General features: G+C 69.4%; 20 protein-coding genes. 14 read left to right on the top strand and 6 right to left on the bottom strand.

Annotation, left to right across the window (positions count from 1 at the left end):
• The first annotated feature begins 143 nt into the window (after nucleotides 1–143).
• Genes ACIOD2_RS15670 through ACIOD2_RS15655 form a run of 4 tightly spaced genes read left to right on the top strand, consistent with a single transcriptional unit; the run spans nucleotide 144 to nucleotide 4457 of the window.
• A complete protein-coding gene (locus tag ACIOD2_RS15670; protein WP_400538340.1) occupies nucleotides 144–1466 on the top strand; it encodes an ABC transporter substrate-binding protein in 1323 nt (440 codons plus the stop codon).
• Nucleotides 1463–2434 carry a carbohydrate ABC transporter permease gene (locus tag ACIOD2_RS15665; protein ID WP_400538337.1) on the top strand — a complete coding sequence of 324 codons (972 nt, stop codon included), beginning with the start codon at nucleotides 1463–1465 and terminating at the stop codon, nucleotides 2432–2434. The genes ACIOD2_RS15670 and ACIOD2_RS15665 overlap by 4 nt, the downstream gene beginning before the upstream one ends.
• On the top strand, nucleotides 2434–3273 hold the full coding sequence (locus ACIOD2_RS15660; protein ID WP_400538335.1) for a carbohydrate ABC transporter permease: 840 nt from the start codon (nucleotides 2434–2436) through the stop codon (nucleotides 3271–3273). The genes ACIOD2_RS15665 and ACIOD2_RS15660 overlap by 1 nt, the downstream gene beginning before the upstream one ends.
• A gap of 2 nt (nucleotides 3274–3275) precedes the next feature.
• A complete protein-coding gene (locus tag ACIOD2_RS15655) occupies nucleotides 3276–4457 on the top strand; it encodes an ABC transporter ATP-binding protein (protein ID WP_400538333.1) in 1182 nt (393 codons plus the stop codon).
• Nucleotides 4458–4555: 98 nt separating this feature from the next.
• On the opposite strand, the gene ACIOD2_RS15650 is transcribed toward ACIOD2_RS15655, so the two are convergent.
• A complete protein-coding gene (locus ACIOD2_RS15650; RefSeq protein ID WP_400540351.1) occupies nucleotides 4556–5428 on the bottom strand; it encodes a hypothetical protein in 873 nt (290 codons plus the stop codon).
• Nucleotides 5429–5714: 286 nt separating this feature from the next.
• Here ACIOD2_RS15650 and ACIOD2_RS15645 point away from each other — a divergent pair, with 286 nt between their 5' ends.
• Nucleotides 5715–5909, top strand: coding sequence for a PspC domain-containing protein (locus ACIOD2_RS15645; protein WP_392762909.1), 195 nt, complete (start codon nucleotides 5715–5717; stop codon nucleotides 5907–5909).
• Between the two features lie 72 nt (nucleotides 5910–5981).
• Here the strand turns inward: ACIOD2_RS15645 and ACIOD2_RS15640 are convergent, their stop codons facing one another.
• Entirely contained in the window at nucleotides 5982–6647 is a 666-nt protein-coding gene (locus tag ACIOD2_RS15640; RefSeq protein WP_400538330.1) for a TetR/AcrR family transcriptional regulator, read from the bottom strand.
• Nucleotides 6648–6764: 117 nt separating this feature from the next.
• On the opposite strand from ACIOD2_RS15640, the gene ACIOD2_RS15635 reads away from it, so the two are divergent.
• From ACIOD2_RS15635 to ACIOD2_RS15615, 5 genes are all read left to right on the top strand, one after another.
• Nucleotides 6765–8264 carry an MFS transporter gene (locus ACIOD2_RS15635; protein WP_400538328.1) on the top strand — a complete coding sequence of 500 codons (1500 nt, stop codon included), beginning with the start codon at nucleotides 6765–6767 and terminating at the stop codon, nucleotides 8262–8264.
• 66 nt (nucleotides 8265–8330) lie between these two features.
• Nucleotides 8331–8828 carry a SigE family RNA polymerase sigma factor gene (locus tag ACIOD2_RS15630; protein ID WP_400538326.1) on the top strand — a complete coding sequence of 166 codons (498 nt, stop codon included), beginning with the start codon at nucleotides 8331–8333 and terminating at the stop codon, nucleotides 8826–8828.
• Entirely contained in the window at nucleotides 8828–9589 is a 762-nt protein-coding gene (locus ACIOD2_RS15625; protein WP_400538323.1) for a hypothetical protein, read from the top strand. The genes ACIOD2_RS15630 and ACIOD2_RS15625 overlap by 1 nt, the downstream gene beginning before the upstream one ends.
• 96 nt (nucleotides 9590–9685) lie before the next feature.
• Nucleotides 9686–11494 (top strand): diguanylate cyclase domain-containing protein, encoded by a 1809-nt coding sequence (locus ACIOD2_RS15620; protein WP_400538320.1) that lies wholly within the window; start codon nucleotides 9686–9688, stop codon nucleotides 11492–11494.
• Nucleotides 11495–11515: 21 nt separating this feature from the next.
• Nucleotides 11516–12331 carry a hypothetical protein gene (locus ACIOD2_RS15615; RefSeq protein ID WP_400538318.1) on the top strand — a complete coding sequence of 272 codons (816 nt, stop codon included), beginning with the start codon at nucleotides 11516–11518 and terminating at the stop codon, nucleotides 12329–12331.
• Here the strand turns inward: ACIOD2_RS15615 and ACIOD2_RS15610 are convergent, their stop codons facing one another.
• The 3 genes from ACIOD2_RS15610 to corA form a co-directional block, all read right to left on the bottom strand.
• Nucleotides 12332–13168 carry a chromosome partitioning protein ParB gene (locus ACIOD2_RS15610; protein ID WP_400538316.1) on the bottom strand — a complete coding sequence of 279 codons (837 nt, stop codon included), beginning with the start codon at nucleotides 13166–13168 and terminating at the stop codon, nucleotides 12332–12334.
• Entirely contained in the window at nucleotides 13165–13815 is a 651-nt protein-coding gene (locus ACIOD2_RS15605; protein WP_400538315.1) for a metallophosphoesterase, read from the bottom strand. Before ACIOD2_RS15605 ends, ACIOD2_RS15610 begins: the two co-directional genes overlap by 4 nt.
• Nucleotides 13816–13995: 180 nt before the next feature.
• A complete protein-coding gene (gene corA / locus ACIOD2_RS15600; RefSeq protein WP_400538313.1) occupies nucleotides 13996–15084 on the bottom strand; it encodes a magnesium/cobalt transporter CorA in 1089 nt (362 codons plus the stop codon).
• Nucleotides 15085–15396: 312 nt separating this feature from the next.
• On the opposite strand from corA, the gene ACIOD2_RS15595 reads away from it, so the two are divergent.
• Nucleotides 15397–15900 carry a MaoC family dehydratase gene (locus ACIOD2_RS15595; RefSeq protein ID WP_323334499.1) on the top strand — a complete coding sequence of 168 codons (504 nt, stop codon included), beginning with the start codon at nucleotides 15397–15399 and terminating at the stop codon, nucleotides 15898–15900.
• Between the two features lie 13 nt (nucleotides 15901–15913).
• Nucleotides 15914–17011 carry a DUF2332 domain-containing protein gene (locus ACIOD2_RS15590; protein ID WP_400538310.1) on the top strand — a complete coding sequence of 366 codons (1098 nt, stop codon included), beginning with the start codon at nucleotides 15914–15916 and terminating at the stop codon, nucleotides 17009–17011.
• A 181-nt stretch (nucleotides 17012–17192) separates the two neighbouring features.
• Here the strand turns inward: ACIOD2_RS15590 and ACIOD2_RS15585 are convergent, their stop codons facing one another.
• Entirely contained in the window at nucleotides 17193–17606 is a 414-nt protein-coding gene (locus ACIOD2_RS15585; RefSeq protein WP_400538308.1) for an NUDIX hydrolase, read from the bottom strand.
• Nucleotides 17607–17801: 195 nt separating this feature from the next.
• Between ACIOD2_RS15585 and ACIOD2_RS15580 the strand changes: the two genes are divergently transcribed.
• Together ACIOD2_RS15580 and ACIOD2_RS15575 are read left to right on the top strand one after the other, a co-directional pair.
• Nucleotides 17802–17966, top strand: a complete 165-nt coding sequence (locus ACIOD2_RS15580; RefSeq protein ID WP_167379843.1) for a hypothetical protein — start codon at nucleotides 17802–17804, stop codon at nucleotides 17964–17966.
• A gap of 20 nt (nucleotides 17967–17986) precedes the next feature.
• Nucleotides 17987–18547, top strand: coding sequence for a PH domain-containing protein (locus ACIOD2_RS15575; RefSeq protein WP_247014507.1), 561 nt, complete (start codon nucleotides 17987–17989; stop codon nucleotides 18545–18547).
• Nucleotides 18548–18569: the final 22 nt, after the last annotated feature.

Raw genomic sequence — 18569 nt, 5'->3', positions numbered from 1 at the left:
CCGACACCAGTCGGGCGGCCCCGCCCAACCAGCGTGGCGGCCCGAGCACTAGCACGTCGGGGTGCTGGCGCGGTTCGCCTCATCGCGTCGCGGTGCCCACCGGGTACCGCGGTAACCGGCGTGCACGCGGGTGAGGAGGCCTGATGGGGAAGAGGATCGGCGCGGGCAAACGGGGGCGATCGCCCGGCCGTGCCGCCGCCCTGCTGGGGGCAGGGGCATTGCTGACCGGTCTAGTGGCCGGCTGCGGCTCGGGCGGTGGTCTGAAGATCAACGTGTACTACGCACCTGAGGACAGCTTCCAGAAGGTCGTGGACAACTGCAACAAGGCGGCGAACGGCCGCTACGAGATCGTCTACAACAAACTCCAGCGCGGCTCGGACGACCAGCGCCTGCAGATGGCACGGCGGCTGGCGGCGGGCGACACCGCGATGGACGTCCTGGGGCTCGACGTGACCTGGGTTTCGGAGTTCGCCGAAGCCGGCTGGGTCGACGAATGGAAGGACCAGAACAAGGCCGCGGCTTCCGAAGGCGTCCTGCAGGGACCGCTGGACACCGCGACCTACAACGGGAAGCTCTACGCGGCCCCGAAGAACACGAACATCCAGCTGCTCTGGTACGACGACCGGATCACCCCGGCCCCACCGAAGACGTGGGACGAGATGATCCAGAAGTCGAAGGACCTGAAGGCGCAGGGCAAGCCGTACAGCATCGTCTTCACCGGCGCGCAGTACGAAGGCCTCGTCGTCTTCTACAACACCCTGGTCGAGTCGATGGGCGGGCACATCCTGTCCGACGACGGCAAGTCCGTGGTGATGGACGACGGCGCCGTGAAAGCGCTCGCCCTGCTGAAGCAGATCACCGACTCGGGGATCACCGACGCGTCGCTGACCAACTCGAAGGAGGACGACGTCCGCCAGACGTTCCAGCGCGGTGACGCCGCGTTCGAGCTGAACTGGCCGTTCGTCTACGCCTCCTACGCGAAGGACAAGGCATCGGACGTCCAGCACATGAAGTGGGCCGTCTACCCCGAAGCGGTGCCCGGTACCCCGGCCAAGACCACGATCGGCGGATACGACCTCGCTGTCAGTTCGCTGTCACTGCACAAGCCCGAAGCGTACGAAGCCGCGCTTTGCCTGCGCAGTCCGGAGAACCAGAAGTTCTCCGCGATCAACGACGGCGTGCCGCCGACCATCGAATCGGTGTACCACAACGACACGCCGCTCGACCCGTCCAAGCCGGCGGGTGACGACAACCCGAACATGGCGATCAAGTACCCGATGCGCGACTCCATCCTGGACGCGCTGAAGGACGCCGCGGTGCGGCCCCTGACCCCGGCCTACCAGAACATGTCGACGGTGATGTCGAAGATCCTTTCGCCGCCCGCCGAAATCGACCCGAAGGCCACCGCGGACAAGCTGCGTGAGCAGCTCAGCGACGCGCTCCAGTCGAAGGGAGTGATCCCGTGACCGTTCAGGACTCCACCCCGGCCGACACCGCCGGGGCCACCGTCGCCGAAGGGGCGACGTCCCACAAGAAGGGCAAACCCGCTCTCTCCGAGGGCAAGAAGGCCGAGCGGAAGCTCGGGCTCTGGCTGTGCGCGCCCGCTTTCGTCGTGATGATCGCCGTCACCGGCTACCCGATCATCTACTCGATCTGGCTGTCGCTGCAGCGGTACGACCTGCGGTTCCCGGCGCAGCAGCAGTTCGTCGGCTTCGACAACTACGGCGCCGTGCTGTCCAATTCGTACTGGTGGACGGCGTTCGGGACGACCATGTTCCTGACGGTCGTGTCCGTCGCGATCGAGTTCGTCCTCGGCATGGCGCTGGCGCTGGTGATGCACCGGACGCTCGTCGGGCGCGGTCTCGTCCGGACGGTCGCGCTGATCCCGTACGGCATCGTCACGGTCGTCGCGGCGTTCTCGTGGTACTACGCGTGGACGCCGAAGACCGGCTACCTGGCGAACTGGCTCGCCTCGGACGGCGCGCCGCTCACCGAGCAGTGGCCGTCGATGTTCATCATCATCGGCGCCGAGGTGTGGAAGACCACGCCGTTCATGGCGCTGCTGCTGATGGCCGGCCTGGCGCTGGTGCCGGACGACCTGCTCAAGGCGGCCGCGATGGACGGCGCGAACGGCTGGCAGCGCTTCACCAAGGTGATGCTGCCGGTGATGAAGCCGGCGATCCTGGTGGCGCTGCTGTTCCGCACGCTCGACGCCTTCCGGATCTTCGACAACATCTACGTCCTCACCGGCGGCGCGCAGGACACCGGCTCGGTGTCCATGCAGACCTACGACAACCTGGTCAAGGGCCTCAACCTCGGGATCGGGTCGACGATGGCCGTGCTGATCTTCATCACGGTGGCGATCATCGCGTTCATCTTCATCAAGGTGTTCGGCACGGCCGCACCGGGTTCGGACACTGGGGGTAAACGCTGATGGTGATGGGAACCGTCACGACGGGCCGCAAAGTTCGCTGGGGGCTCGTCGACATCCTCGTGCTGGTGTTCGCGCTGGTGCCGGTGCTCTGGGTGGTCTCGCTTTCGTTCAAGACCAAGGACACGCTGACCGACGGGTCCTTTATCCCGCAGTCGTGGACCTGGCAGAACTACGCGGACATCTTCCAGACCTCGGAGTTCCTGCTGGCACTGGTCAACTCGATCGGCATCGCGATCATCTCCACGGTGATCGCGGTGGTGCTGGGCACGATGGCCGCCTACGCCATCGCCCGGCTCGAGTTCCCCGGCAAGCAGCTGCTGGTCGGGCTCTCGCTGCTGATCGCGATGTTCCCGCAGGTCTCGCTGGTGACGCCGCTGTTCAACATCGAGCGGAACCTGGCGCTGTTCGACACGTGGCCGGGGCTGATCCTGCCCTACATCACGTTCGCGCTGCCGCTGTCGATCTACACGCTGTCGGCGTTCTTCCGGGAAATCCCGTGGGAGCTGGAAAAGGCAGCGAAGATGGACGGCGCGACGCCGGCCCAGGCGTTCCGGAAGGTGATCGCACCGCTGGCCGCGCCGGGTGTGTTCACCACCGCGATCCTGGTGTTCATCTTCTGCTGGAACGACTTCCTGTTCGCCATCTCGCTGACGTCGACCACGGCGTCGCGCACGGTGCCGGCGGCGCTGTCGTTCTTCACCGGGTCCTCGCAGTTCGAGGACCCGACCGGGCAGGTGAGCGCGGCCGCGGTCGTCATCACCATCCCGATCATTGTGTTCGTGTTGTTCTTCCAGCGTCGCATCGTGGCGGGGCTGACCTCCGGTGCGGTGAAGGGGTAGTCATGGCAGAAATCGTCCTCGACAAGGTGTCGAAGAAGTACCCCGACGGCGCGCTCGCGGTGTCCGAAGTGGACATCACCATCGGCGACGGCGAGTTCCTCGTGCTGGTCGGCCCGTCCGGCTGCGGGAAGTCGACCATGCTGAACATGGTGGCGGGGCTGGAGGACATCTCCTCCGGCGAGCTGCGCATCGACGGCAAGCGCGTCAACGAGAAGGCCCCGAAGGACCGGGACATCGCGATGGTGTTCCAGTCCTACGCGCTCTACCCGCACATGAGCGTGCGGGAGAACATGGCCTTCCCGCTGCGGCTGGCCAAGGTCGACGACAAGACGGTGCGGGCGAAGGTGGAGGAAGCGGCGACGATCCTCGACCTGACCGCGCACCTGGACCGCAAGCCGGCCAACCTCTCCGGTGGCCAGCGGCAGCGCGTCGCGATGGGCCGGGCGATCGTCCGCAACCCCAAGGCGTTCCTGATGGACGAGCCACTGTCCAACCTGGACGCCAAGCTCCGCGGCCAGATGCGGACGTCGGTGTCGAAGATCCAGAAGCAGCTCGGCACGACGACGCTCTACGTCACGCACGACCAGACCGAGGCCATGACCCTCGGCGACCGGGTCGTGGTGCTGCGCGGCGGTTTCGTGCAGCAGATCGGCGCACCGCAGTTCCTCTACGAAAACCCGGCGAACCTGTTCGTCGCGGGGTTCATCGGCTCGCCGTCGATGAACTTCGTGCCGGCCACGCTGGAGAACAACGAGCTGCGCACGCCGCTGGGCGTCACGCCGCTCACCGACCGGATCCGCCGCCTGGTGGAGAAGGCGGACGCGCCCCGCGAGGTGCTCGTCGGCATCCGGCCGGAGCACTTCGAGGACGCGGCGCTGGTCGAAGCCGGCCAGAAGACGGGCGGCGGCACGTTCACCGCGCACGTCGACGTGCTCGAGTCGATGGGGTCGGAGAAGTTCGCCCACTTCACCGTCGAAGGGGAGACCGCCACGTCCGCGGAGCTCGCGGAACTGGCGGCGGACAGCGGTTCGGCTGACGTCCCGGGTTCGGAGTCCCAGATCGTGGCCCGCCTCTCGGCGGAGTCGGCCGCGAAGGAGAACTCCGACCTCGAGGTCTGGTTCGACGCGGACAAGGTCAAGCTGTTCGACCCGTCCAACGGCAAGAACCTCACCTACGAGGACTAGCCGGCAGTAGTAGTGCCGTGAGGGGCACCTTCAGGGACTAGAAGTCCCTGAAGGTGCCCCTCACGGCGTTTCGGGCGCGGGCGAGCGGGACCACGCTGTCAGGCCTTCGGCAGCCGCGGCAGGATCGACGTCGCCGCCGAGCGGGCCAGGGTGCACGTGCCGTCGCCGGCCGTGCCCGCCGTCTCCACCACGCTGATCTCCGCCAGCTCGCGCCGGCCGGGCAGGCCCGGCGCGGGCTGGGTGGTGTCGACCAGGCAGAACGCGCCCTCGGTCCGGACGTGGGCCTCGCGGCCGCCGAGCGTCTCGGCCGGACCGGCCGGGGGTGCCGTCTCCACCGTCAGCTTGAGGCCGACGTTGCCGCGGATGCAGGCGTGCCCGGTCAGCCCGACCGTGGGCTGGGTGCCGGCGCCCGCCGCGGCGTCGACGTCGTGGCCGTCGAGCAGCGCGCACGGCGCGATGCCGCCCCACGACCGCTCCGGGAAACTCAGCCGCCCGACCTTGCCCGCCGTGATCGTGGCCAGGGCCGAGCCGACGGCCGCGTCCGCGGTCTTGCACCGCGACGCCGGGTCGCCGGCGCCGCTGTCGGTCACCGACAGCTCGAGCCGGGTGCCGTCGGCGAACGTGATCGCGCGGTTGCAGGCGCTCTGGTCGTTGAACGTCGACTGCTGCACCGCGACACCGTCGGGGATCGGCCCGAGGTAGTCGTACGGCTTGATGTTCGGGTCGGCGTCGGACGCCAGCGGCCCGACGAGGACGGTGCGCGACCCGAGGCCGGCCTGGCAGTTCTCGAACGTCGGGACGGCGGTCGCGCCGGGGACGACCGCGGCCACGTCGAGCAGGCTGCAGTAGTCGACGGTGGCGTAGTCGCCGAGCGCGGCGGACGCTGTCAGCGGCGAGGGCCCGGACTGGTCGGCGGGGGCGGGCGCCGCCTCGGTGCCCGCGCAGCCCGCCGTGAGCAGGGCGCAGAGCATCGCGACGACCAAGGACTTCAGGCGCGGGTACACGGGGTGCAAGTATCACCACATCGGCGCGAAAAACCAGCCCTGACGGGGACATCTCTCACTATTTTCCGCAAGGTGCGCGACAAACGCGCAGGTCGCCGGAACCTCCGGGTCGCGGACGGCGGTTTCACCGGTCTCTGAACAACTTTCGCCTTTGCCGTCCCCTAAGGGAGTTGTGGTCCGCGCGAGTGATGCGGAAGCGGGTACTCCGATGGTGAAGTGGGAACAACAGGAAGTTCGAGGAAAGGGAAAGACGATGAGCGCACCGGTCACCCGGCGACTGAGCCGCCCGCACCACGGTCGCATGATCGGCGGCGTCTGCGCGGCCCTCGCGCAGAGGTACGGCATGAAGACCGGCACCGTGCGGCTGCTGGCCGTGCTGTCCTGCCTGCTGCCCGGGCCGCAGTTCGTGGCCTACCTCATCATGTGGGCGGTCATCCCGTCCGAGTGACGGACGCGGGAAAGCCGAGCCAGGCGGGGATTTCGACACCCGCCTGGCTTTCTGGTGCGGTATCGGAGTTTCTCAGGGCCGCCAGGAGCACATCGCTTCGTCGATCTCCCGCTCGTCCAGCGGCGGGTGCGGCAGCTCCGTCGCCTTGCCCGGTTCGGCGCGGAGGCCGTCGAGCAGCATCCCCAGGCAGCGCCGCCAGAGCGTGGCGTCCACCGCGCACGTGAACTCGACGACCGAGCCGACCATCATGTGCAGCAGCGGGAGGTCCGTCGGAGCGAAGTCGGCCCGCAGGCCGCCCGCCGCCTTGGCCCGCTCGACGAGCTGTGTGATCAACGGCACCATGCGCGCTTTCGCGTCCGCGACGTGCTCGTGGCCGAACTTGTTCGACAGCATGATCTCGCGCAGCCCGCGGTCCGTCGAATGCAGCTCGGCGGCCTTCCACGTGAAGTCGACGAACGCCTGCCACGCGTCTTCGGCCCGCAGCGCCTCCGCGGCGAGGTCGCCGATTTCCTCCATGCGCTCGGCGAACATCGCCTCGACCAGGTGTTCCTTGCTGGGGAAGCGCCGGTAGACCGTGCCGACGCCGAGACCGGCGTGGTGCGCGATGTCGTCCAGGGTGGCTTCGAGGCCGCGGCGGCCGAACACCTCGCGGGCGGCCTGGAGGATGCGGCGGCGGTTCAATTCGGCGTCACGCCGCAGCGGCCGCGCCGGTGCGGCGGGACTCGCGTCCCGTGTCATGCGTCCCATCCTACCAATGAAGTAGAGGCACCTTCTCCGGTTCTTGTGTACCTTGGGCCACGTAAGGGGAGATACCTACTCCACATAGCTTCCTGATCACTTTCAGTGAGGACACCCATGACCGAGTCCACCCTCGTTGTCGCGCCGTCGGGGGACGCGCGCGCCGCCGAGAACCCCCACCACGCCAGACGGTGGCTGATCCTCGTGATGATCGGCCTGGCCCAGCTGATGGTCGTTCTCGACGCGACCGTCGTGAACATCGCGCTGCCCTCGGCCCAGCTCGACCTGGGCTTTTCCAACGACGCGCGGCAGTGGGTCGTCACCGCGTACGCGCTCGCGTTCGGCAGCCTGCTGCTGCTCGGCGGGCGGCTCGCGGACCTCTTCGGCCGCAAGAACACGCTGCTCGTCGGCCTGGCCGGCTTCGCCGCGGTGTCCGCGCTCGGGGGAGCGGCGAGCAACATCGAGATGCTGCTGATCGCGCGTGCGGCACAGGGTGTGTTCGGCGCGCTGCTCGCGCCGGCCGCGCTTTCGCTGCTGACCACGACGTTCACCGACCCGAAGGAGCGCGGCCGCGCGTTCGGCGTGTTCGGGGCCATCGGCGGTGGCGGCGCGGCGGTCGGGCTGCTGCTCGGCGGCGTGCTGACCGAGTACCTCGACTGGCGCTGGTGCATGTTCGTCAACATCATCTTCGCCGTGCTCGCGTTCGCGGGCAGCTCGATCCTGCTGCGCAACCAGCGTGACGACGGCCCGCGCCCGAAGCTCGACCTGCCAGGCACGGTCACCGCGTCGGCCGGTCTCTTCGCGCTCGTCTTCGGCTTCGCGAACGCCGAGTCCGACTCGTGGTCTTCGGTCTCGGTGTGGGGCTTCCTCGGGGCCGGTGTGGTGCTGCTGGGCGTCTTCGTGTGGCTGCAGCAGCGCGTCTCGCACCCGCTCCTGCCGCTGCGCGTGCTGCTCGACCGCAACCGCGGCGGCTCGTACCTGGCGATGTTCCTGCTGGCCATCGGCATGTTCGCGATCTTCCTGTTCCTGACGTTCTACGTGCAGCAGAACCTGAAGTTCACGCCGATCCAGAGCGGTGTCGGCTTCCTGCCGATGGTGGCGACGCTGATGCTGGCCGCCACGACGGCGACGGCCGTGCTGCTGCCGCGGTTCGGCCCGCGGCCGCTGGTGCCCACGGGCATGGCGATCGCCGCGGTCGGGCTGTTCTGGCTCAGCCGCATCGACCTGGAGAGCACGTACGCCAGCGGGGTCCTCGGCCCGCTGCTGGTGATGGGCCTGGGCATCGGCCTGGCGATGGCGCCGGCGATGAGCGTCGCGACGTTCGGCGTCGAGGCGCACGACGCCGGGGTCGCGTCCGCGGCGGTCAACACCATGCAGCAGGTCGGCGGCTCGATCGGCACGGCGCTGCTGTCCACCCTCGCGGGCAACGCGGCGACGTCGTACCTCGCGAACAAGGTGCCGACGCCGCAGCTGGTGGCCGAAGCCTCGATCGAGAGCTACACGACGGCGTTCACCTGGGCCGGTGTCATCTTCGCGGTCGGCGCGGTGCTCAGCGGCCTGCTGCTGCGCCCGGGCGCCCCGAAGGGTGAGGCGGCGCCGGGCGTCGTCCACATGTAAAGCCCGCTTGAACCGATCCGGCCCTCCGCGCACTAGTAAGGGTGAGAATGTGCGAAGGAGGGCCGGATGGGGGCTTCGAGAGACCTCGACTTCAGCGAGTACTTCGGGGCGCGGGTGCAGCGGTTCCGGCGGGTGGCGTTCGCGCTCTGCGGGGACTGGCACGGCGCCGAAGACCTCGTGCAAGCCATGTTCGTCCAGCTGTACCGGCGATGGCGCCGGGTCCGGCCGGACACCGTCGACGCCTACGCGCGGCGCATCCTGCTGAACGCGTTCCTCGCCGGGCGCAAGAAAGCCGGCCGTGAGCACGTGACGTCCGATCCACCCGATCGGGCGTCGGCCCCCGGCCACGACAGCCACGACCGCGTCGACCTCGAGCGCGCCCTGACCGGGCTGACGCCGAGACAGCGCGCGATGGTCGTGCTGCGGTTCCTCGAAGACCTGCCGGTGGCCGAGGTCGCGGCCCTGCTCGGCGTCGCCGAAGGCACCGTGAAGAGCCAGACCGCCCGCGGGGTCGAGGCGCTGCGTGCCGCCCTCCCCGCGCCGACGACGACGGAGGAGTGGTGATGGAAGACCTCGACGTCCGGTCCGCGCTCACGGCGTACGTGACCGAAGGCGAACCCCCGATCGGCCTCGACGGGGACACGATCCTGGCGCGGGGCCGCCGCTCCCGGCGCACCCGGCTGCTGGTGGCGTCGGCGTCGGTGCTGGTGGTGCTGCTGGCGCTCGGCGCGGCCGTGATCGCGTTGCCCCGTCAGGGAGAGATCGCCGGACCGGCCTGCCCGTCGGCGTCGGCGGGGGAGACGCGGGAGCAGATCGTCGACCGGCTGAGCTGCGTCGTCGGCAACGCGGTGCGCTCGATGCTGCCGCCGGGGGCGAAGGTCGAACGGCTGACGATCCCGGGGGAAACGCCGCCGGCGGACCCGTTCCACCTGGTCGCCGACGCGGTGGGGGACACGCCGCGGGAAGCCGTGTTCCACATGGGCGTCCGGGTCACCGACGAGCGGGGTTCGGGCTCGGTCTACTTCACGGCGCTGCTCGGCGACGGCGGGTTCGCGATGGCGCGGTGCGGCACCGGCGTCCCGGACCAGGTGAGCTGCGAGGTCGAGCAGCTGAAGGAAGGTGGCCTGCGGAAGGTGACCGAGAGCGCGAACGGCGTGCTGACCTACCGCGCGTCGCTGGTCGCGCCGGGGGCGAACATCGAGTTCTCGGCCAACAACAGCGGGGTTCTGGTGCAGAAGGGTGTGCGGGTTCCGGTGCAGCGGCCGGAACCGGCGTTGAACGCCGCGCAGGTCAGGGGGCTGGCGCTCACGCCGGGTCTCGGCTGAAGATCCACTTTGGACCGAGGCACCCGATCGGGTGGTAGACACCGAAGTGTTCGCGTGGTGCGGTGGAAAACCCGATCGAGTGTTAAGGGGTGGACCTTGCGGGAGCCTGAGGTGGCGCCGGATCTCGTGGACGCCGCCCGGCGGCTGGCCGCCGCGGTAGCGGAAGCCGGAGCCGCCGACCGGGAGTCGATGGTCGTCGACTTCGCGCGGGAGGTACTGGCCTCACGCGGTGGCGAAGCAAGGTTCGCCACCTTCTACGAAAAGTGCCCGTCCGGCGTGGTTCTCGTAGACCCCAAGGGGATGATCGGGGCCGCCAACCCGGCTTTCCTGAAGCTGGCGCGCATCGGCGACGAAGGCGAGCTCCTCGGCACGCGCGCCGAGGAGCTGGGGGCGACCGCGCGGGACCGGTCGGCGCTGGCCGCGGCCCTCGAAACCGGGGACCGCGTGCTGGACCGGCTCGCGATCCGCTCCCGGCCCGACGCCTCCCGGCTCGTCCGGCTGACGGCGACGACGTTGCCGGGGGAGCGTTCCCGGTACCCGATCCTGATGTTCGAGGACACGCACGACCTGCGGCAGCTGCAGGAGACCATCCAGCACCAGAGCCTGCACGACCCGCTGACCGGCCTGCCCAACAGCGCGCACTTCCGCTCCCGGCTCGAAGGGATGCTCGCCGACCGCGACCAGGGGCGGATCGGGTTGGTGTTCCTGGACATCGACGGTTTCAAGGTCGTCAACGACGGCCTCGGCACCGAGGTCGCCGACAAGGTGCTGCGCGGCGTCGCGGGCACGCTGCGCGCGGTTTTCGCGCCCGCCAAGGGTTTTGTGGCCCGGCTCTTCGGCGACGGGTTCGCCGTGGCGCTGCGCGGCGAGCTCGAGCCGTCGGCGGTGGTGAAGCTGGTCGAGCAGACCATCTGCGAGCTGGCCAAACCCGTCTACGCCCAGGGTGTCGGCGTCGGGGTGAGCGCCAGCGCGGGCATCGTCGTCGCGGAGGTGCCGGGCGCCGAGCACGACGACCTGATCCGTTCCGCGGAAGTGGCGCTGCACCGCGCGAAGGAGCTTGGCAAGGCGCAGTGGGTGGTGTTCGACCCGCGCTCGGGCCGCGACGACCGCGACCGCTACCGGCTCGCGTCGGCCATCGCCGGCGCGCTGGAGCTGGGGCAGATCACCGTCGTCTACCAGCCGCACGTCGTGCTGCCGGACGCCCAGATCGTGACGTCGCTCAACGCGGCCCTGCTGTGGAACCACCCGACCCGCGGCCGGCTGCGGGCGGAGGAGTTCTACGCGCTGGCGGAGACGACCGGGATGACGGTGCCGCTCGGCAAGCACCTGCTGCGGAGGGCGCTGGAGACGAAGGCGAGCTGGCAGGCCCGCTTCGGCGACGGCGCGCCCATGGTGTGCCTGACCCTGCCCCGCCGCATGGCGATCGACGCCGACCTGGTCGCCATGGTCCGCGCCGAGCTGGACCGCGCGGGCCTCGAGCCCCGGCACCTGATGCTGTGCGCGGACGCGGAGTCCCTGATCGACGACCGCGGCGACCTGATCGACTCCCTGGGCCACCTGGCGCGGCTCGGGGTGCTGTTCGTCCTGAACATCACGGGCCTCCCGGAGCTGGAACTGGTCCCGGCCCACGCGATCCCGGCCCCGGCGGTGATGCTGCGCGGCCCGATAGTCGACGTCCTGGCCGCCGACGACGCCCCGGCGTGGGCCCGCCGCAACGTCCGCCAGCTGGTGGAGCGCGCGGAGGAGATGGGCGTGAAGGTCGGCGCGTACGGCGTGGTTTCCCAGACCCAGGCGGAGCTGCTGTACGGGCTGGGCGTGGTGGTCGCGTCGGGCAGCTACCAGCCGGAGTACCAGACCAGCTCGGAAGCAGAGGTCTGGGTGGGGCGCACCTTCCCGATGGGCTAGGTGGCCTGGGAAGATCCCGGAGTGCTGGAACTCTGGGGAACCTTGCCGGACGGTGACGTGGTCGCGTCCACAGTGGATGCTTCCGGCCGGATGATCGCGCTGTACGCCGACGGGACCCTGCTGGTGGACGGAACGCCGTCCGGCCGGGTGACCGATCCGGGGCGGTACCCGATGATCGACGCCGCAGGTGAGGGCTTCGTGCTGGTCGACAGCCGGTGCCGGGTCCGGAGCGGCCACGAGGCCCCGCGCAACGGCCGGATCCTCGACGCCGCCGGCCGCACCGTGACGGAGTTCCACGCCGGTGACGGGATCGAAGCCGTGGTCACCGGCCCGGGCGGGGACATCTGGATCAGCTACTTCGACGTGGCCACGATCCTCGACGGCGGCGAACTCCGCAACCACCCCGGCCTGATCCGGTGGACCACGACGGGAGAGCCGGCGTGGCGCGCGGAGCACGAACCAGGCCTCTACTGGATGGACTGCTACGTCCTCAACGTGGCGGAGCGGCGGACCTGGGCCGTGCCCTACACCGCGCTACCGCTGGTCGAAGTGGGTCTCGACGGGGTCCGCTCGGTCCGGAAGTCACCGCTGCGGCGGCCACACGGGGTGGCCGTCTCGGGTGCCGAGGCCGTGTTCCTCTCGAAGGCCGGTGAGTACGGCAGCTACTACTGGCACCTCGAACCCGCCCGTCTGACCGAGGACGAGGTCGTGCCGGGAGATCCGGTGCCACTCGCGCTGCCGGATGGGACCGGTCTCGGGAAGCCGCTGCGGTGGGTGTGCCGTGGTGACCGGATCTGGCTGCTCCAGGGCCACACCTGGTACGTCCTGCGGCTCTAGCTAGCGCTTGCTCCGCAACTGCTCGATGACCTCGTCGTCCCACCGATGGGTCCGGATCAGCCGGTACCGCTCCGCCGCCACCCACATGTACGCCTCGGCGTCCGTCCGATCACCGACCATGTCCGCCTGGCGCAGCATCCCCACCACCGGGACGAACTCCTCCTCGAACCAGCGCTGGGCGATGCTCACGCGGTCGCAGAACTTCCCCTCGTCCTGCATCAGCCGGAAGCCCCACGCTTCCACGTGTTCGCCCAGTTTCGCGTAGTCCCACGGGTCCGTCACGATCACCGACGCCCTCGCGTGGCCGGTCAGGGGGACGCGCTCCAGGAACAGCCGGCGGTAGTCCTTGACGATCAGGTCGCCGCGGTGGCGGATGCCGCTCGGGTCCAGTTTGGTGCGGACCACCGTCACCGATGCCTCTATTGTGGACAGTCCCTGCGCGTGGGCGACCGAGACCCGGTGGTGGCCGTCGATGATGAAGTGGAGCTCGCCGACCCGGTAGACCTCGATCGGCGGGATGTCCTCGCCGCGGCGGGCGGCCAGGGCCAGGCGTTCCCAGCGCTCGCGGACGCGGCCGGAGGTCGGGCGGAAGCGGCGGTCGAAGTCGCGGCTGCGGTCGACCGTGCCGGCGATCGAGTCCAGCTTGATCACCCGCAGGCCGATCCGGCTCTCGCCGAGATACCCGAGCGCCTCCACCACTTCGTGGAACGGCAGCATGATGTTGACGTCGTCGGGCTCGCGCCGCAGCCACGTCGATAGGCGCGAAAGCACCTGCTGGCGCCGGGCGCGGAGGAAGTCGTTTTCGGCGTCCGCGCGTGGGAATCCCGTCTCTTTCACGATAACTCCATGATCCGGTGGCCCACCACGTTGCGGATCCGCGTGGCACCGACGACCCGGTCGGGCACCGGCTCGCCGTGGGGGTGGATGTGCCCGTGCAGCAGCCACTTCGGCCGCAGCCGCTCGATCGTCCGGTGCAGGCAGGAGAACCCGCGGTGCGGCGGGTCCTCCCGGTCACCGAGGTCCAACGGCGGTGAGTGCGTCAGCAGGACGTCGACGTCGCGGCCGTCGCGGCGGTGCCGCCACCGGGCGCGCCGCTCCAGCGCGCGGGCCCGGCGCCCCTGCTGGCGTTGGGTCCACTGGTTCGGCCCGTCGTTGTACCGGATCGAGCCGCCGAGCCCGGCGAACCGGATCCCGGCGACGTCGACGACCCTGCCGTCGGCGTTGACGCCGCCCGCCGGGCCCGGCCAGACCGTCGGGAAACCGTCCTTCATGGACAGTCCGCCGTAGCGGGTGTAGCCGCTCAGGTCCGGGTCGTGGTTGCCGGGCACGAACACGCACGGCGCGTCCAGCGCGCTGGCGAGGAACGCCAGGTAGTCGTAGGGGAGGTCGCCGGCGCCGATGACGAGGTCGACGGGGCGGGTGCGGACCGCGTCGGTCCACAACCGCTCGTCCACCTCGTCCGCGACCACCAGCGCTTTTGTCACGGACCCAGGGTACGACGCCCGGGCGTCACTTCATGCCGTGCGCGAACCCGGGGTCGGCGACGATGACGAAAGTGATGACGAAGATCCAGAGCAGGCTGAGGGCGAGGGCCCAGGCCTTGAGGTTGGACAGCATGCGAGGCATCACGAATTCTCCGATTCCGGCAGTGGGAAAAAGGGGACCTAGAGCCAGCCGTTCTTCCGGAATATTCGGTACAGCAACAGGCAGATCGCCAGGATCACGGTGATCACCAGCGGGTACCCGAACTTCCAGTGCAGTTCGGGCAGGTAGTCGAAGTTCATGCCGTAGATCCCGGCGATCATCGTCGGCACGGTGATGATCGCCGCCCACGACGTGATCTTGCGCATGTCGGTGTTCTGCTGCAGCGAGATCTTCGCGACGGTCGCGTCGACCAGGGTGGACAGCAGCTCGTCGAACGCCGCCACCCGCTCCGACACGGTCGTGAGGTGGTCGGCGACGTCGCGGAAGTAGGAGCGGACCTCGTCCGGCACCAGCCGCGTGTAGCCCTCGGCCAGCCGCTGGACCGGCGTCGCGAGCGGCATCACCGCGCGGCGCAGCTCCAGGACCTCCCGCTTCATCAGGTAGATCTGCTCGGCGCTGACCTGCGACCGCGGCGCGAAGACCTGCGCCTCCATCACGTCGATGTCGTTCTCGATCCGGCCCGTGACGTCGAGGTAGTGGTCGACGACGTGGTCGGAGATGGCGTGCACGACCGCGGCCGGGCCGAGCTGCAGCCGCTCCGGGTCGTCGTCCAGCTCACGGCGCAGCCGGGCCAGCCCGGAGTGGTTGCCGTGCCGGACGGTGATCACGAAGTCGCGGCCGAGGAACACCATCAGCTCGCCGGTCTCGACGATCTCGTTCGCCGTGGTGGGCGACTCGTGCTCGACGTACCGGACGGTCTTGACCACCAGGAACAGCGTGTCGTCGTAGCGCTCCAGCTTCGGCCGCTGGTGCGCCTCGAGTGCGTCTTCGACGGCCAGCTCGTGCAGCCCGAACGTCTCCGCGATGCCCTGGATCTGGTTCGCGTCGGGCTCGTGCAGCCCGATCCAGACGAACCCCTCGTGGCGCTTGCGGACCTCTTTGATCGCCTCGATGTGCGTCCAGCGGCCGGGCAGGCGCTTGCCGCCGACGTACACCGCGCAGTCCACGACGTAGGCGGACAGCGGCACCGGGATCGGCCGGACGGGCACGCCTTTGGCCCGGCTGTTGCCGCGGCCGCGAAGGCCGCCGAGCGAGGGAATGGCAGGCATGGGATCTCCTGGGCGTCGTGCGTGGTCGTGCGAGACGACTGACCAGGGGCGGAACGCGTCCGCCCGGCGACACCAGCGTTCCCGGGAAGGGGCCTACCGAGAGATGAGCCGGCCGGCGGGTGAGGTGGGAACGCTGGGACTACTAGGGAGCGGACTATCGCCACTACTCATCGAGTTCCTCACCTCCTTCGGCCGGGGTACAGAGTGGTGGGGCTCGCGTTGACGAGCGACAACCAATGGTTGAGGGTACTCCTCACTACGAATGCGTGTCGTACCAGGCTCACGCGGTGTTACGCGGAACAGGAGAGACGAGTGCAGTTCGGGCGGTACTACGAGGAGTTCGAGGTCGGTGCGGTCTACAAGCACTGGCCGGGCAAAACGGTCACCGAGTACGACGACCACCTGTTCTGCCTGATCACCATGAACCACCACCCGCTGCACCTCGACGCGCACTACGCCGAAGAGACGACCGACTTCGGCAAGAACGTCGTCGTCGGGAACTACGTCTACTCGCTGCTGCTGGGCATGTCCGTGCCGGACGTGTCGGGCAAGGCGATCGCGAACCTCGAGGTCGAGTCCCTCAAGCACGTCAAGCCGACCTTCCACGGCGACACCATCTACGGCGAGACCGAGGTGCTGGACAAGACGCCGTCGAAGTCGAAGGACGACCGTGGTGTCGTGTACGTCGAGACCCGCGGGTACAAGCAGGACGGCCTGATCGTGTGCACCTTCCGGCGGAAGGTGATGGTCCCGAAGCGCTCCTACGGGGAGACTCGGGGCGGGGAGCAGCCGGGCCGGCCGACCCCGCACGAGTGATCGGGACGCGCTGATGGACTTGGACCGGATCAAGGGCGTATTGCGCACGTTCGCGGAAGTCGAGGCGCGCGGGGTTTCGCCGCTGTACGACCACCTCGCGACGCAGGCGGCCGAGGACGACGACGTCGCGGGGCTGCTGAGCGCCGCCCGCGACGGTGAGGTGCGCGCGACGCTGCTGATGGCGACCGCGCACCGGCTCGTCCAGGCCGACCCGATCCACCCGCTGTCGCGGTACTACCCGTCGCTGGGCGGTTTCGACGGCGTCGACTCGGAAACCTGGCCGCTGTTCCGGTCGTTCCTGCTGGAACGGGCGGAGAAGGCCCGCGCGCTGATCGCGTCGCGCTACACCCAGACGAACGAGGTCCGCCGCGCCGCGCTGCTGTACCCGGCCGTCGCCCGGGCGGCGAAGGAAGCGGGCGGGAAGGTCTCGCTCCTGGAGGTCGGCTGCAGCGCCGGCCTGCTGCTCGGCCTCGACCGCTTCGGCTACCGCTACCAGTGCGACGGCGGCGAGCAGCTGACGGCGGGCCCGGCCAAGGCCGCGGTCGGCCTGCACTGCGCGCTCGACCTGGCCCCGGGCGCGGTGGCGCCCAAGCTGCCGAAGAAGCTCGCGGTGGTCGCGCGCGCCGGGCTGGACCGGTCCCCGGTCGACGTCTCGGACGAGGACGAGCTGGCCTGGCTGGAGGCGTGCGTCTGGGCCGACCAGCCGGACCGCATCCGGCTGCTGCGCACGGCGGCGGCCGAGCAGGCCAAGCACCGGCCGTCGCTGATCACCGGGGACGGCGTGGACGACCTGGCCGCGGCGGCCGCGACGCTGCCGTCCGAGACGCCCCTGGTCGTGCTGACGAGCCACGTCCTGGCCTACTTCGGGGACGGCCGGCGCGCGGCGTTCGTCGAGGCGCTGGCGGCGCTGGCGGCCTCGCGGCCGGTGTGGTGGGTCTCGGAGGAGTTCTACGGCGCGGCGCTCGAGGACGTGCTGCCCGGCCGCGCCGACCTGGTCGGCGACGGCCTGGCGACGCTGGGCGTGGTCCGCTGGGACGACGGGAAGCCGGAGGCGCACGCACTGGCCCGCACGGCGCCCCACGGGCAGCGGATGACCTGGCTGCCGGTTTAGGCGGTGTCCTGCAAGTCAAGCTCGCGGTCTTCGCGCCCAGGCGGCCCCTGACAGCACGGGCGGGACCCGGTACGAGGGCGCTCCGCCCGCACCGTCAGGAACCACCTGGATCACGAAGCCCATCGAGCAGACTTGCAGGACACCGCCTGGAAGCCCCCGAAACCACCCCGATGCCGCGGGCTCAGGCCCGCGGCAGGGCGTTCCAGTCGCGCAGCGTCACGTACAGGAGATCAACGAGCCGGCCGGTTGTGTCCATGTCCGAAAGGTCTGCCGCATCGGACCAGCGGGCGTCCGTGGCGTCGTCACCCGCGGTGAGCACGCCACCCGTGACGCGGCAGGCGTAGTCGTGGATTTCGTAGCGGCCGCGGGTCACCGTGCCGATCACTGTGCCCGGAATCACGTCGAGGCCCGTTTCCTCCCGCATCTCGCGGATCACGGCCGTTTCGTCCGATTCGCCGGGTTCGACTCGTCCGCCCGGCAGCGACCATTGACCCGAACCGGGGTCATTGGCCCGCCGGATGAGCAGTAATCGGCCCTGGTCGTCGTACGCGATCCCGCCGACGCAGCGGACGGTGGTGTCGATGGAGCCCTCCATGTCCCGAAGGGTAGACGTGACCGACTTGAAAACCGATGTCCTGTACACGGAGAGTAGCCGTGCGGTACACTCTGGACCGCGTACTGACCCAAGCGCGGGACTTTCCTCCCTCGCGCCCCTTCAGTGCGGTACAACGTAAAAAGTCAGGATTTACCTCTTGTCCGGTGTCACCGTAAGAGACGGGATTTGATCGCGGTGAACGTGAAGAAGATTGCGGGCCTCGCCGGTATCGCGTTGGTGCTGTTCTTCGTCATTGCCCAGCCCGGTCAGGCCGCGGGCCTTGTCGGCAACATCGTCGACTTCCTGCGCAGCTCGGCCGAATCGGTGATCACCTTCGTCAGCAACGTGTTCAAGGGCTGATAGGGGGCTACCCTCGAACCATGTTCGCGCCACGCGACCCCGACGAGTACCTCCTCGACACCGAGCGGCGGGTCATCCGGATCCGCCGCCACTGGGCGGTGCTGCTGTGGGACACCTTCGAGGCGGCGGCTCTGCTCGCCATCTGCGTCCTGGTGTCCTACCTGCTGCCACCGGCGCTCTACATCGGCCAGAACATCCTCTGGTACGTGGCGCTGATCGTGGTGCTGCGGTTCGCCTACGTGGTGATGGAGTGGTGGGTCGAGCGGCTGGTGGTCACCGACAAGCGGTTCGTCATGACCACCGGGGTGTTCACGACCAAGGTGCTGATGATGCCGATCAGCAAGGTCACCGACCTCAGTTACGTCCGCACCGCGACCGGCCGCATGATGGGCTACGGCACGATGGTGGTCGAGTCCGCCGGTCAGATCCAGGCGCTCAACAAGATCGACTTCCTGCCGCGGCCGGAGGAGTTCTACGACACGATCTCCGAGCTGGTCTTCGGCGACAAGCAGAAGCAGGCCGAGCGCTTCTCGATGATCAAGGCCCAGCGGGCCGCCCGGGGCAAGAAGCCCGTCGGCTGACGCGCGCCGGCCGGGTCCCGGC

The organism is Amycolatopsis sp. NPDC088138 (assembly GCF_044741685.1).
Taxonomy (GTDB): domain Bacteria; phylum Actinomycetota; class Actinomycetes; order Mycobacteriales; family Pseudonocardiaceae; genus Amycolatopsis.
Note: the sequence above shows the minus strand (reverse complement) of the source record. Positions and strands in the feature narration are given on the sequence as shown.

What these genes read in the sequence shown, in the direction of transcription:
- ACIOD2_RS15670 (WP_400538340.1), top strand. Translation starts at nt 144, where the DNA reads ATGGGGAAGAGGATCGGCGCGGGCAAACGGGGGCGATCGCCCGGCCGT.
- ACIOD2_RS15660 (WP_400538335.1), top strand. Translation starts at nt 2,434, where the DNA reads ATGGTGATGGGAACCGTCACGACGGGCCGCAAAGTTCGCTGGGGGCTC.
- ACIOD2_RS15655 (WP_400538333.1), top strand. Translation starts at nt 3,276, where the DNA reads ATGGCAGAAATCGTCCTCGACAAGGTGTCGAAGAAGTACCCCGACGGC.
- ACIOD2_RS15650 (WP_400540351.1), bottom strand. Translation starts at nt 5,428, where the DNA reads ATGCTCTGCGCCCTGCTCACGGCGGGCTGCGCGGGCACCGAGGCGGCG.
- ACIOD2_RS15645 (WP_392762909.1), top strand. Translation starts at nt 5,715, where the DNA reads ATGAGCGCACCGGTCACCCGGCGACTGAGCCGCCCGCACCACGGTCGC.
- ACIOD2_RS15640 (WP_400538330.1), bottom strand. Translation starts at nt 6,647, where the DNA reads ATGACACGGGACGCGAGTCCCGCCGCACCGGCGCGGCCGCTGCGGCGT.
- ACIOD2_RS15635 (WP_400538328.1), top strand. Translation starts at nt 6,765, where the DNA reads ATGACCGAGTCCACCCTCGTTGTCGCGCCGTCGGGGGACGCGCGCGCC.
- ACIOD2_RS15630 (WP_400538326.1), top strand. Translation starts at nt 8,331, where the DNA reads ATGGGGGCTTCGAGAGACCTCGACTTCAGCGAGTACTTCGGGGCGCGG.
- ACIOD2_RS15625 (WP_400538323.1), top strand. Translation starts at nt 8,828, where the DNA reads ATGGAAGACCTCGACGTCCGGTCCGCGCTCACGGCGTACGTGACCGAA.
- corA (WP_400538313.1), bottom strand. Translation starts at nt 15,084, where the DNA reads ATGCCTGCCATTCCCTCGCTCGGCGGCCTTCGCGGCCGCGGCAACAGC.
- ACIOD2_RS15590 (WP_400538310.1), top strand. Translation starts at nt 15,914, where the DNA reads ATGGACTTGGACCGGATCAAGGGCGTATTGCGCACGTTCGCGGAAGTC.
- ACIOD2_RS15585 (WP_400538308.1), bottom strand. Translation starts at nt 17,606, where the DNA reads ATGGAGGGCTCCATCGACACCACCGTCCGCTGCGTCGGCGGGATCGCG.
- ACIOD2_RS15575 (WP_247014507.1), top strand. Translation starts at nt 17,987, where the DNA reads ATGTTCGCGCCACGCGACCCCGACGAGTACCTCCTCGACACCGAGCGG.